The sequence below is a fragment of the Comamonas sp. C11 genome (genome assembly GCF_024496285.1).
Classification (GTDB): Bacteria; Pseudomonadota; Gammaproteobacteria; order Burkholderiales; family Burkholderiaceae_C; genus Comamonas; species Comamonas testosteroni_F.
The window spans coordinates 821,882-834,353 of record NZ_CP101743.1; the positions used below are offsets into that span (position 1 = coordinate 821,882).

15 protein-coding genes are annotated in these 12,472 nt (G+C 55.0%); 6 read left to right on the forward strand and 9 right to left on the reverse strand.

Features of this window, described 5'->3' with window-relative positions:
- The first annotated feature begins 136 nt into the window (after positions 1-136).
- On the forward strand, positions 137-370 hold the full coding sequence (locus NOX35_RS03695; protein WP_256495770.1) for a hypothetical protein: 234 nt from the start codon (positions 137-139) through the stop codon (positions 368-370).
- Positions 371-462: 92 nt separating this feature from the next.
- Here NOX35_RS03695 and NOX35_RS03700 read toward each other — a convergent pair whose 3' ends face one another.
- From NOX35_RS03700 to NOX35_RS03720, 5 genes are all read right to left on the reverse strand, one after another.
- Positions 463-987: a cytochrome b gene (locus tag NOX35_RS03700; RefSeq protein WP_256495771.1), complete on the reverse strand. Its 525-nt coding sequence runs from the start codon at positions 985-987 to the stop codon at positions 463-465.
- A gap of 248 nt (positions 988-1,235) precedes the next feature.
- Positions 1,236-1,874 (reverse strand): DUF599 domain-containing protein, encoded by a 639-nt coding sequence (locus NOX35_RS03705; protein ID WP_256495772.1) that lies wholly within the window; start codon positions 1,872-1,874, stop codon positions 1,236-1,238.
- 15 nt (positions 1,875-1,889) lie between these two features.
- Positions 1,890-2,333 (reverse strand): DUF6691 family protein, encoded by a 444-nt coding sequence (locus tag NOX35_RS03710; protein ID WP_256495773.1) that lies wholly within the window; start codon positions 2,331-2,333, stop codon positions 1,890-1,892.
- A gap of 30 nt (positions 2,334-2,363) precedes the next feature.
- On the reverse strand, positions 2,364-2,795 hold the full coding sequence (locus tag NOX35_RS03715; protein WP_256495774.1) for a YeeE/YedE family protein: 432 nt from the start codon (positions 2,793-2,795) through the stop codon (positions 2,364-2,366).
- Positions 2,785-3,126 carry a helix-turn-helix transcriptional regulator gene (locus tag NOX35_RS03720; RefSeq protein ID WP_256495775.1) on the reverse strand — a complete coding sequence of 114 codons (342 nt, stop codon included), beginning with the start codon at positions 3,124-3,126 and terminating at the stop codon, positions 2,785-2,787. The genes NOX35_RS03715 and NOX35_RS03720 overlap by 11 nt, the downstream gene beginning before the upstream one ends.
- 110 nt (positions 3,127-3,236) lie before the next feature.
- Here NOX35_RS03720 and NOX35_RS03725 point away from each other — a divergent pair, with 110 nt between their 5' ends.
- The 4 genes from NOX35_RS03725 (at position 3,237) to NOX35_RS03740 (ending at position 6,984) form a co-directional block, all read left to right on the forward strand.
- A complete protein-coding gene (locus tag NOX35_RS03725) occupies positions 3,237-4,115 on the forward strand; it encodes an MBL fold metallo-hydrolase (RefSeq protein ID WP_256495776.1) in 879 nt (292 codons plus the stop codon).
- A 53-nt stretch (positions 4,116-4,168) separates the two neighbouring features.
- Positions 4,169-4,549: a rhodanese-like domain-containing protein gene (locus NOX35_RS03730; protein ID WP_256495777.1), complete on the forward strand. Its 381-nt coding sequence runs from the start codon at positions 4,169-4,171 to the stop codon at positions 4,547-4,549.
- Between the two features lie 156 nt (positions 4,550-4,705).
- Entirely contained in the window at positions 4,706-5,158 is a 453-nt protein-coding gene (locus NOX35_RS03735; RefSeq protein WP_256495779.1) for a universal stress protein, read from the forward strand.
- Positions 5,159-5,649: 491 nt separating this feature from the next.
- Positions 5,650-6,984 (forward strand): chloride channel protein, encoded by a 1,335-nt coding sequence (locus tag NOX35_RS03740; RefSeq protein ID WP_256495780.1) that lies wholly within the window; start codon positions 5,650-5,652, stop codon positions 6,982-6,984.
- Between the two features lie 395 nt (positions 6,985-7,379).
- Here NOX35_RS03740 and NOX35_RS03745 read toward each other — a convergent pair whose 3' ends face one another.
- Positions 7,380-8,636 carry a type II toxin-antitoxin system HipA family toxin gene (locus tag NOX35_RS03745; protein ID WP_256495782.1) on the reverse strand — a complete coding sequence of 419 codons (1,257 nt, stop codon included), beginning with the start codon at positions 8,634-8,636 and terminating at the stop codon, positions 7,380-7,382.
- Positions 8,633-8,962 carry a helix-turn-helix domain-containing protein gene (locus tag NOX35_RS03750; RefSeq protein ID WP_256495783.1) on the reverse strand — a complete coding sequence of 110 codons (330 nt, stop codon included), beginning with the start codon at positions 8,960-8,962 and terminating at the stop codon, positions 8,633-8,635. The genes NOX35_RS03745 and NOX35_RS03750 overlap by 4 nt, the downstream gene beginning before the upstream one ends.
- Positions 8,963-9,344: 382 nt before the next feature.
- Here NOX35_RS03750 and NOX35_RS03755 point away from each other — a divergent pair, with 382 nt between their 5' ends.
- Entirely contained in the window at positions 9,345-9,815 is a 471-nt protein-coding gene (locus NOX35_RS03755; RefSeq protein WP_256495784.1) for a hypothetical protein, read from the forward strand.
- A 59-nt stretch (positions 9,816-9,874) separates the two neighbouring features.
- Here NOX35_RS03755 and NOX35_RS03760 read toward each other — a convergent pair whose 3' ends face one another.
- Together NOX35_RS03760 and NOX35_RS03765 are read right to left on the reverse strand one after the other, a co-directional pair.
- Positions 9,875-10,906 carry a DNA helicase UvrD gene (locus NOX35_RS03760; RefSeq protein WP_256495785.1) on the reverse strand — a complete coding sequence of 344 codons (1,032 nt, stop codon included), beginning with the start codon at positions 10,904-10,906 and terminating at the stop codon, positions 9,875-9,877.
- Positions 10,891-12,465, reverse strand: coding sequence for an ATP-dependent endonuclease (locus NOX35_RS03765; protein WP_256495786.1), 1,575 nt, complete (start codon positions 12,463-12,465; stop codon positions 10,891-10,893). The genes NOX35_RS03760 and NOX35_RS03765 overlap by 16 nt, the downstream gene beginning before the upstream one ends.
- Positions 12,466-12,472 lie beyond the last annotated feature (7 nt).

Sequence of the window (12,472 nt, forward strand, 5' to 3'; positions counted from 1 at the left end):
GTTCAAGATTCAGATCATCCTGACGGACAACAGTAAAGAGTTCACAGATCGTCTGTCTGGCAGTCGCAGCCGCAAGTCCACTGGATAGCACGAGTTCGATCAGCTGTACCAAAGCCTGGGTATCGAACACTGGTTGATGAAGCGCAAGACGCCACAAACCAACGGCATGGCCGCACACTTCAATGGACGACTCAGCCAGTTGCTGCTCAACAGTGCTGAGGACCTGGAGAAGACGCAGCACTGGGCTGTACAACCACTTCTTGCAGCAAAAGGCACTGGGACATGTTGCCCCAGTGCAAGCGCTCAAAACCTGGAAGATAAAAGTGCCGTAGTGATTTGTAATAAACGTGCGCAATCATCCGTGACCTGACACCTAGCCACAATGGTTGCAGGAACTAGCCTTGCACTAATGTGGCTGGGCTGAAAGGGATCGGCTCTATCAGCTATTTAAATGGCCATAGCTCAACGCATACGCATCAAAAGGCCATCCTTAACTATGAACTGATGCCAAAGGGCAGCTACGGCATGCAGGCCTACGGCCGCAAATACCAAGTTGGCTCCTGCCTCGTGAATATCCTTAATGCTGCGGCCCAGAGGTGCATCTGCCATCAACGGCAATGTCCAAGATGCACCAAAAAAAGCAATGGGCTTGCCCGACCAAGCCAGGGCCAATATTCCCAGCACTGGCATGCCCAGCATCAACAGGTACAGCAACCAGTGCATAGCGTGAGCAGAAATCTCCATCCAACGAGGACCTGGGGGCAGCGGCGGCACTTGGACGCTGGCGCGCACCACAAGGCGGATTGTCATGAGCATCAGTACGGCGAGGCCAAAGCTTTCATGCCATAGAGTCATCTGTGCACGATCAGCCGACCCCTTTGGGAAAAAGCCCTTGAGCTCGATGGCAGCGACTGCGAGCGCTGCTGCGACGAAAACCAGCCAGTGCAACAGCACCAGCGAGCGAGGATATGAGTCTGAACGGGTCATTGTTGATTCCTTATCTTTCGGCGAGGAACGTGTTGATATCCGTCATTCATCACGTTGCGTCGAATTGGTGTGATTCAGATCGCAGGGCAGAAAACGTCGAAGGTAGATCCAGGCTGCATTAATCATCTAAATCCCATATCTCATGCAAGTACAGACTCAGACGACTGTCGCTTTCCAGCGTGTCGATGTGTGACATGAGATCGACTTGCGCAGCCATTGCGATTGTCAGATGCCTCCGCCGGACTGGGCTAGTCGTTTTCGATTCTGTATCGATCAAACTGAATGAGTGCTACCACCACGACTAGAGCCCCCGCAACGCCGGCCAGTGGGTGCAGCACAAAGGCAACCACAGGTACCAGCAGTATCAGTTGCCGAAGTCCCCAACTGTAGAGCAGGCCGGCCTTGCGCACATATGCGGTGCCCGTGGCTGCCCATTGCAGGCGCTGGGTGCTCCCCACGGGCATGCCGCCAATAAAGCCAGCGTGGTTGTAGTAGCGCACGGCCATCACAGAGGACACGAGCGAGGCGAACAATAGGCACAACAGCACCAGTTCCATGGCCAGTCTGGGCGTGAAATGCGGCCAGACGGCATCGCCCAGATTGGCGTGCAGCGTGGGTGCGGTGAGAGATAGCGCGCCCATGAGGCCCAACACCGCGGTGGAGGCCGCCATAGTGGCCGACATCAGCGAGTTGCGTAGCGTCTGAACTGCCAGGATCTCGGACCCGGGCTGTGCCGAAATGGCAGCAAACCAGTCTTCGCGAAGCGATGCATGGACCGAGCGTGCCAATCGCTGCGGGGTGCGCCGCTGTGCCATGGCCAGCCGGCCCTCATATGCCGCAACAATACCCAGGGTGACAATGACAGTAAGCCAGGGGCTGATATTCATGGCCTTGTCCTTCGTTCAGGCCACATGGGGTGCGCTGCGCGCAGTCTTGCGCATCTCCAGCAATTCGAAAGCGCCCATGCCCGTCAGCATGGCCAGCACGAACACAACAGCCTTGGGCTCGCCCGCGCCAAACGACACGATGGCCGGCCCAGGGCAAAAGCCCGCGATGCCCCAGCCCACGCCAAACGTTAGGCTTCCCAGTACCAAACGCCGATCGATCTGGCGTGAGGTAGGTAGCTGCATAGGACCACCCAGTATGCTGGTGCTGCGCTTGCGGGCCAGGGTGAAAGCGAACAGACCCACCAGCACAGCGCCGCCCATTACTAGTGCAAGGGATGGATCCCACGAGCCAGCCAGGTCCAGAAAGCCCAGCACCTTCCCCGGATCAGTCATGCCAGAAATAATGAGGCCAAGGCCAAAGACTAGGCCGATGGCGAATTCAGATATGCGGTTGCGCATGTGTCGGCTCCTTAAAATATAAGACAGCAATTACGCCAGCACATGGCGAATGGCGTACACAGTGACAAAGCCCGCGCCCATGAAGGCTAGCGTGGCAGCAAGCGAGCGCGGTGACAGGCGCGATAGCCCGCACACACCGTGACCGCTGGTGCAGCCCGAGCCATAGCGCGTGCCTACACCCACCAGCAAACCGGCTAATACCAGCATGCTCCAACTCGCGTCTATTCTTACCTCGTGCAACCCCACCGTCAGCCGATATAGCAAAGGTGCTGCCAGTACGCCCAGCACAAATGCAATGCGCCAAGCGATGTCCTTACTATGAGGGCGGATCAATCCACCAACGATGCCGCTGACCCCCAGGATGCGGCCGTGGAGCAATATAAAGGCTGCCGCTGCTAGGCCCAGCAGGATCCCCCCCAGTAAAGCGGTCCAGGGCGTGAAATGGTTCCAGTCAATCTGCATGGGAAACCTCCTCGGGTACACAAAATTGTTCAAAAAGGGTCTGCATGACCGCCAGTGCTTGGGGGCTGGATATTCGATAGTGGATGTGCTTGCCGTCGCGGCGGGTGGACACCAAACCTTCGTCCCTTAGCACACCTAACTGCTGTGACAGCGTCGGCTGGGTGATGCCTACCAGATGTTCCAACTCGCCTACGCGCTTTTCTCCCTCGGTCAGTTGGCACAGTAGCAACAGTCTGTCTGGATTAGACAGCGCCTTCATCAGCCGACACGCGTTGTCGGCTGATCGGCGCAATCTCTCTAGATCTAGGTTGATCGTGGCTTCGGCATGCATAAGTTCTCTATTGATGACTGAGTGGTTGGCTGGCTAACATTATGCTTGCAAATATTATATCAATAAATAGAATGTATTTTTATTAATTGATGAAGTAGGCAGGAGCACACATGAAACAGCAAGATCCATCGCAACCGCAGGTTCAGGCCTTTTTCGATCCCACCACCTGGACGGTCACCTATGTGGTCTTCGACCACCCTGGCGGGCACTGCGCCATCGTGGACCCGGTTCTCGACTATGACCCCAAAGCTGGCCGTACCCGTACTGCCTCGGCTGACAAGGTGGTCGACTTCGTGCGAGCGCAGCAACTTACCGTGCAGTGGATCCTGGAAACCCATGCTCATGCGGATCACCTCACTGCTGCGCACTATCTGCGTGAATTGCTGGGAGGTCAGATTGCCATTGGCGCGCAAATCACCCAAGTGCAAAAGGTGTTCAGCGGCATCTTCCACCTAGAGGAGGGTTTTCACGCCGACGGGCGGCAGTTCGACCACCTGTTCAACGATAGCGAGGCGTTTAATATTGGCAACCTACAGGCGAGCGCTCTGGCGGTGCCGGGACACACACCAGCCTGTATGGCCTACCAGATCGGCGACGCCGTGTTCGTGGGCGACACGCTATTCATGCCCGATGTGGGTACCGCGCGCTGTGACTTCCCCGGTGGCAATGCGCATACGCTTTATCGCTCCATTCGCAGACTGCTGACCCTACCGCCAGCCACGCGCCTGTTCATGTGCCATGACTACCCGCCAGCCGGTCGCGAGCCCGCCTGGCAGACCACTGTCGCGGAACAACGCTCAGGTAACATTCACGTGCACGATGGCGTGTGTGAAGACGAGTTTGTCTCAATGCGCGAGCGCCGCGACGCGACGCTGGAGATGCCGGTGCTGATCCTTCCCTCGGTACAGGTCAACATCCGAGCGGGCGATTTGCCTCCAAAAGACGAAAACGGTGTGTCCTATCTGCGCATTCCGCTCAATGCGCTCTGACAGTTCAGTATCCAAGGCCACTCATATTTCTTGCTACACAAAGAGGTTTCACCATGAAAACCGCACACGAAATCGTTGCCGAGGCCAAAGCATATGTCACTGAAGTACCGCTCGACCAAGCGCAAGACGCCATTCGAGCCGCCGATATCTTGATCGACGTGCGCGAGGTCGACGAGTATGTATCCGGGCACTTAGAGGGGGCTGTTTGCATACCACGGGGCGTGCTCGAATTCCGTCTAACCGGCAACTCGGCTTTTGAGCGGCGGGACCTAGCTGTGGTGCTTTACTGCAGGACAAGCGGGAGAGCCGCGCTCGCGGCCCGTTCGATGCAGTCCATGGGTTACCTTAACGTGAAATCCATCGCCGGGGGGATCGAAGCTTGGTTAAAGGCGGGCCTGCCTGTCGTGCAGCCCGAGCAGCCATCATTCGACTGAGTCAAATGCTACCGGACCGAGCGCCCGCAACATAGCGATTTGTTCAACAACGCCCATGGGCATCCAGCGTGCCCTATGCCTCCTTTCCTTGCTCTGGAACGGGTCTTGGCATAGAGTGAATCAAGTACCTGAACCAAGGGCACAAGGACGCTGGATATGTTCAAACATCTGCTTATTCCGACGGATGGCTCAGAACTCTCTGAGGCGGCCGCCTACGCAGGCATCCAGTTGGCCAAGGAACAGGGTGCACAGGTAACTGGTCTGTATGTGATACCGGACTACGCCGTGATTTATGCAACTGAAGGAATGTTGAGCATGAACGTCTATGGGGAACTTGAGCAAAGTGCCCAGATAGCAGCAAACTCCTCATTGGAGTTCATTAAGCAACTTGCCCAAAAGGAGAGCGTACCTTGCAAGACTGTCATGGTGACCGACATCTCCACCTACGAAGCAATCATCAAGCAGGCCCAGAGCAACAACTGTGACCTAATCTGCATGGCCTCTCATGGGCGTAAGGGCATCGGCAGCTTGCTACTGGGCAGCGAAACCCAGAAGGTGCTGAGCCACAGTCACATCCCCGTGCTGGTGCACCGCCCAGCTTTAACGTAGGATGCCCTGAAGTCAGGGTTTGGCGGTTGTCGGTCTTTGTTGTGCACGCGATGACATTAACGATGTTGCAGCCTACATCCAGGCTTTGCTCTCTGTTTTCGAGATAGCGTTAAATGCTCTTTCGTGGACTCATGGGAATGCAGCGCTTTTCTGACTATTCGTTAAGGTAATGCATCATCCTACAAACGTGATGCTGCCAAAGGCTCCTGTATTTTGGTATTTTGTCCCGTTACATCCGACTGCACAGGTACAAGCGATAGCGGCCTGATTGTTTGCGCTGAATAGAAACCCGCCTGCATCCTTGAGCGCCTCCGCTAACTGATTGGGGACCGAAGTAGCGGCAAAATCTGCTGGCACTTATCCCTGCCATGATCCATTTGCTTCTCTTTCGATTGAGCATCTGAACACCATAAGACAACGGGTCTGACACATGTCTAGTCTGTCTTATTGCACCACGCGTCGTGAACTGAAAATTCACTGATGGAAACAGCATGATGGATCCTCATTGGCGTAAGGCACTGCGCATATTGCATGCTGGGTTCGCAATGCTTGAACCGCCATGGCATGACCTGTTTGTGGCTGCGGTTGTAGGCACAGCTTCCGCACTTGCCGTGAGCGGTTTCAAGCTTGCGCTGTTCACGCTTGAAACACTCCTTGTTGGTGCGCACGGAGGCCATCTTGTGGAAGCAGCCCGCTCGTTACCTCTGGTGACACGTGCAATAGCTCCCGCCACTGGAGCACTGGCGGCTGGCCTGTTGTTATGGATAGCTGAACGTGGTCGCCCACCCGCACCGATCTCAAAGACCAAAAGCGGTGACTATATTGAAGCGGTGGCTATTGGCAACGGGCACCTTGACATTCGGCGAGGCTTTCTCAAAGTAGCAGCGTCGATGCTGGTTGTCAGCACCGGTGGTGCTGTAGGCCGAGAAGGTGCAATGGTATTGTTAGCCGCGATGCTCGCATCGATACTTGGACGCCTGTTGGGTCATGCATCTGACTTGCGATTGGTCGTGAGCTGTGGAGCCGCTGCAGGACTTGCTGCCGCTTACCACGCACCTTTAGCCAGTGCGGTATTTGTAGCTGAAATCCTGTTGGGCTCCTTGGCACTTGCGCAACTTGGTCCTGTCGTAGTGGCTGCTGCAGTGGCTTTCGGCATCTCGATAGTCTTGGGCGAGAGTGCTGTGCTATTTCCCGTGCCATTGATTGCAATGCCCAACATCGCACAAGTAATGCTGATATTGACTCTCAGCCTGCTCGGAGGCATGTGCGGTGCCGGCTTGACGTGCTGGTTGCGTGCCGCACGCAGTGTGTTTGAGCGCTCAAACCTTCTTCAGCCACTGGCATTTGCAATCGGTGGCCTAGTGGTCGGGATCTTGTCACTTTGGCGTCCTGAGGTCTGGGGCAATGGCTACAGTAGTATTCAGCAGCAACTCACAGCTCCGGGCGAGGGTGCAGTTATTACACTTGTGTTGCTACTCAAACTCATAGCAATTGGAGCATCCGCTGGATCTGGAGCGCCTGGCGGTGTATTTACTCCGACGCTCTTTACGGGGGCCGCAGTTGGTGCTCTTGCTGCAGCCACACTGTCAGGACTGGGTCTGAGCACGGCACCGGAGCCTGTATATGCCGTGGTCGGTATGGCTGTCTTGCTTGCAGCCACTACGCACGCTCCCGTCATGTCGGCCTTAATGATTTTCGAGATGACGGGGCAGTACACGCTGCTCCCTTTGCTGCTGCCTGCCTGCGTGCTGGCGACAGTGGTTTCACGCCAGCTTGTGCCTGTATCGATATACGGCTTAAAAGGGCCGGGGCATATAGGCTCCTAGCAACCCACAAGGATAGTTTCACTAAACAGATAGCAGACCGAGGTCTACAAGCGCTAAATGTGAACAGTGGATTGAGAACAGCCTGTGCTGCACATAAGCCTGCTTTGCAGTCAGAATTGCTTACGAAGCCATTGTCCGCAACGGTCGCTTGCAACAACTCCAGTGACTGTTGTCACCCTAAGCAGACACTGAGACAGAAAAATTGCATGGCATCAATCATCCTGAAGCACTCGCCTGGAGAAATGCTTTAAAGGACTGCTACTGGCCGAACTCAGTCGGTCACGAACAGCGGACTGCTCAACTGCATCCAGCACGGGTAGTCAATCCAACCGGAATACGCATCCAGGGCCGGATAGGGAATGCTTCCAATCTTTTTGAAGGTTTTGACTTCATCGTCATCGGTGCCGATGCGCAGCTACGGCCGCTTTTGATAGGCGCGCGGTGCGCGGAGGAAGCTCAAAAAGAGGCAACTGTAATGGCCTCTGGCCAACGGACGCTGCCAGGCTGTCCCATTGCTCTCTGATCAGCGCATAGGTTGCATCAAGGTAGTTGTTTGCATAGGCGTAGTCGACATCCAACTCCTTTGCACATAGTAGTAGAACGTCTGCAGTCGCACGAGCCTCGCCTGAGCGAAGCAATCCTGTGGACAGTGTTTTGACTGGGTGGACTGTGCCACCCGTGGGCGTGTAAGGCGCAATGTCGTAGGCAGGGGACAGCTCCCAGCCTTTTGGACCAAGCAGGAAGCCATGGTTACGTGCGTGATCGTCACCGTTGCCGATCAGCACGTTGAATGCAATGCGGCGCCACAACTCATCCTTGAAATCTGGCACTAGCCACCTGCTCGCATACTGGGCGATCATGGGATATGTGCGAGTCCCTGCCAAAGCTTTATCCGTGCCCATTACAGTTGCAGCCGAGGCAAAGTGGGTTCGCAGCACGGTCCCGTCGTCGCCAACGTGCCGGTCAAATCGTTTGACGAGCACAGCGCCTCGCGTGCCCTCGTGCACATAGTCCACCTCTGCTGTGTAGATGCCGCTGAGTGCGGCCAGACGCATGGCCAAGAACTCACGCAAGGTGCTGGTCGGGTCGTCTTTGTTTCCGGCGAACTTAGCGATCCATTGCTGCCCTTTATAGAGCACGGTGAATTTTGGTCGCTCGCCACCTAAGCCTGTGCTGACTATGCTTTCTAGCGAGGTCTCTGCTTGGCCGGCGTGACCCCCAGGTGCAAGCATCCTCATCGCCTCGAACAGGTCTTCTGCTGCGTGAGGAACGAACAGTGCTTTTTGAGCGATATCGTCACAAACAGCCAAGGCACCTACGGTGTCTCCCGGGGCAAACTCCAATGCTTCGAGGTTCGTAATACTGCTGCGAGAGTGTTTCCTGGTCAGGATGTGAAGCCCAAATCCTTCGGGCTTCACATCCTTGAACACGTCATACAGACCCTCATTGCGTGTAGCCTTGAGTGGCCTGTGCTTCAAAAGCTTGAGCTGTCCATGATCCAAGGGGAGTGCGTCGGCGCGTGCGAGGTAACTAGCCTCATAGACAAAGGCGCCTACTGACTTGGTCCCCTCGGCCAAAGTGAACGTTCCTGCCTGTACTGGCTCGGCTTGACCAGGTATCCAAATCCACACTGGTTTCGCAATCTCACTCATCGCTTTGATCTTTTGCGCACGGCTTTTGGCAGGTTGGCTTCCACTAGGGAGAACTCAGTTTCGTTGATGCCGACCATCCCCATCTGCTTGGTGAAGTCATCAATCAGCTCCAGTGCCCAAAGCGCCTTGAGGTAGAAGCCGAATTGCACACCAGGATGCCCGGCTTCCATCTTCACAACCGTGTTCAACGACATCTGAGTGGCGTCAGCAAGGTGTTGCTGTGTCATCTCCCGGATGCGACGGGCCATTCGTATCTTTTTGCCCATGAGCAGTGCTGCATCTTCTGCCTCAATGGGTAGCATTGCGGTGTCGGAAGACTTTTTCATAGGCTATGCTGCTTAAATTTTCCTTTAAATAGTATTTATGCGGAATAAATCATATTTAAAGAGAAACTTCCATCTGAGAGAAAGTAGCGAAGAAGTTTTCGGGTGTTGAGCTACAGCTGATTTGCTGCAAGACCTCTCGTCTGGTGCAACTCCAGGCCTAAGATGCTCTTGAGCATCGAGTTGAGTGGTCGAGCCGAGATGTTGCAAATGCCCAAATTGGCTGAGCATCCATGACTATTCAGCTCTCAATATGATCTGACCTAGGGCCTTCCAAAGGCGGCAGGATCTACTGATCCACAAGAGCTAACGTCGAAGCAGGAAAGTGCCGTTGACGATAGGAGCTGAGGGAGTGCACATGATGCAAGCTGCAAGGAGATGAAAAGTGGGTCAAAGCCTAAGGGAGATCATAGATCTTATCTACAAACCACCTCCAGGCGTTCGTCAGGCAATAGCTGTTTCGAGAAGGGTGGCAGAACAACTTCCGCCGCTCAGCACAGTAGCGATGATTTCGATCACTGCTCCTGAGCGAGCTCCTGCAGAAGTACATGGATTTAGCCAGCTGTTGCGGCTGAGCTTTGCCGACGTCGATTTTTTGAACACGGAGATTTCTGCGCGAGCGAAGGCAAAAATCAAGGACGGTTTTTCGCCCCTACAGGCGAAAGAAATTCATGCATTCGTGCAGGCTCTAACCCCGGAGATCAGGTCCGTGGTTGTCCATTGTGAGGGCGGCTATTCGCGATCTTGCGGCGTTGTCTTAGCTCTGCACAACATCTATGGCTTTGCTGTGAACCTCAACAGTCTCAGTCAAGCCAATCGGTCTGTAGTGGCAACCATGGATGTTAATAAGCGTTGAGTTGACACCGCTGCTACGTGAAATTGAAATCCTTCGCTTAGCATGTGTTGTGGAGGTACTCAGGAGCGCTTGTATTGCTTCAGCAGGGATTCGGGGATGAACGTCAGATTCCCTCTTGCGCGAGAACAGGCAACGTAAAGTTTGTTGCGCGTTTCCGGGTTGATGTCCCGGAAGCTGCCGGCTTTCCAAGCCTTCACATTGCCCGGGTTCAGCACTACACACACATCCTCATAGCAGTCCATGCCCTTGGACGCCCCCCAGTTTTGGGAGAAGCAATCGTATTTCTGATGTTCCTTGTAGAACAACTTGACCGTCCCAGAATCGCGGTAGAGGGCCGCCACCGCTGTCGGATCGTCTTCGAAGCGCACAACACTCGTCCGCTCGTCATGCGCTTGAATGTCGATACCGATCTTCTCCGTGATGAAGTCGCAGACGCTCTTGCTGCAGCGTCTGCTGCGCTTGAGACTGTCTGTATCGACCTTCAAGCGAGCCTGCTCGAACTTCTTTTTGTAGGCATCGTAGTTCGCATGAAGGTTCGCATTGACGTTGCCGTCACGACTCGTGTCGAAGGTGTGCTGGTGGAAGTCGCCGACGAAGCTCGTTCTCACCTGAGCAGCGCTGATCCTCAATAAGAAGTTGAAGTCATGCCCGCCGAAATCCTGTACCTCGTCGACGAAGAAGACGTCAAAGTACTTTTCTATGCGGGCCACCACCGCATCAATCAGGCCAGACTGTTCGATGAACTTAGCTAGCCGGTTCGCATAAAGCCAGCGGCCAGGTGACATGTAGCGCCGGTCATCAGTCAAGGGGTAGACCGGAAACCGTTCAGGAGCGTTGAACGTTATGCCGCGCGTGTCTTTCTTGGAGCGCAGGAAGGGCCGGTAGCAGAAGCTGTGCAGGAACCTGAAGTAGGTGTAGATCGCGATGTTGGGCGGCATGTAGCCGAACCGCTCAATGACCTTGGCACGCAGGTTGTTGTAGTTGGCCTCGGTGTACGTGACCAGCAAGAAGCGTCGCACCTCGTCCAACGCCGCGACCAGACGGGTGGTCTTGCCTGATCCTGCGACCGCGAAGACTACGCTCTTATCCATGTCACTGCCTGCTGGATGTAGCCAGGGGCTACCAGCGCGGAGCCCTTCTTTTCCAGCAGCTGGAATGCAGCGTCGGTCTTGTTCTTCAACATATATTCTTCGACGCTCAGGGTCTTGCGGCCGGCCGCGAAAAGCTCCTCACAGGCCGCCCGATTGTCCTTGTAAATGCAGACCTCGAAGGTATGGCGGCTGTTATCGAGATCCGCAAAGACCTGGATGGAAGCCGACACGTGGTCCGAGTAGTTGGCGACGCAGTTGGCAGCATGGTCCTTGTCGTTGTCGCGGATCGCCGCCACCTTAATGCCAAGGAGGTTGGCAAGCTCAAGGTAGCGCTTGAAGCTAGTGCCATCAACCGAGATTACATGGACGCCATCGGCATCCAGACTTCCCTCCGGGGCACTGATTTTGTAGAGAGCCTCCATCAGGATGAACTCGGCGTCGCCCTCGACTAGGATCGCCTTTTTGCACAAAGCCAGCTCCAGGACGTTGTTGTCGGGCGCCTTCATAAAAAACTCGGCGGTTCCCGGGCTGAGATCCTTCAAGCTGGCTGGTCGCGACGGATGTTCTTCACTAAGGATCAGAACCTTCCTGAGATTCAGCCGTGTAGCGATGAAGCTGCTGTGCGTGGCCACAAAAAGCTGCTTTTTGGCAGAGGCACGGATACGCTCGATCAACTTGCGCATATGCACCTGGCTGAGATGGTTCTCAGGCTCCTCCAGCAATAGTACGTGTAGCGCATGCTCCCGATTACGCAGCGCGAACTCCGTCTTGATGAAGCACTGGCGGCCCTTGCCCTTGCTGTCCACCGGTATGTCGTCCTCGGTAATGATGATGTCGGTCTCGACGCTGGCCTTTGGACTGGTTCTAACATCGAACTTGTATGCATCCAGCTCGTCGTTCATCGACTTGAAAACGTCATCCTTGAACTTCGCTTTCGCCTTTCTGTACTCGAAGCCGTGCAGGTTGCGCTGAGCAACACTCGCATGCGCGGCATACATTGAACGCGTGTACTCGCGCGTGGCGTGCTCGTTGTTGATTAGTGAGCTGTCAATCAGTAGGTGCCGCAACGGCTTCTTGTAAGGAAAGACAACCTCGTCCGTAAAAGTCAGGAAACTTATTCCGTAGTACTCGAATGGAAAGTTATCGTGCTTTTCCGCAAGGATGGCTTGGATGTGCTTTGTGAAATCGTCGACTGGCTTGCACACCATCTTGATGCCTAGGTGGTCGACGCCCTTGCTATTGTTCCTTCCATCTAGGTCGTGACGACCAGGAAGATCATCGAAATAGAGCTCGATATGCAACTCGGGCAGATCGCCGATTTTCCTGGCACCCGCGAGAAACTCAGCAATACAGTCAGCGTTGAACAACGCTTCAAGCCCCATGCCCTCGACCTTGCTGCGACTGGCGCTCAGCACAATGTCCATCGCCTGAAGCACTGAACTCTTTCCCGCTTCGTTGCCGCCAACCAGGATGTTGAGCTCCGGATCAAATTCCAGCTCAAGCGATCTGAAACGCTTGAAATTCCTGAGTACCAGTCGCCGAATCGTTCCCATGCGCATCGTCCCT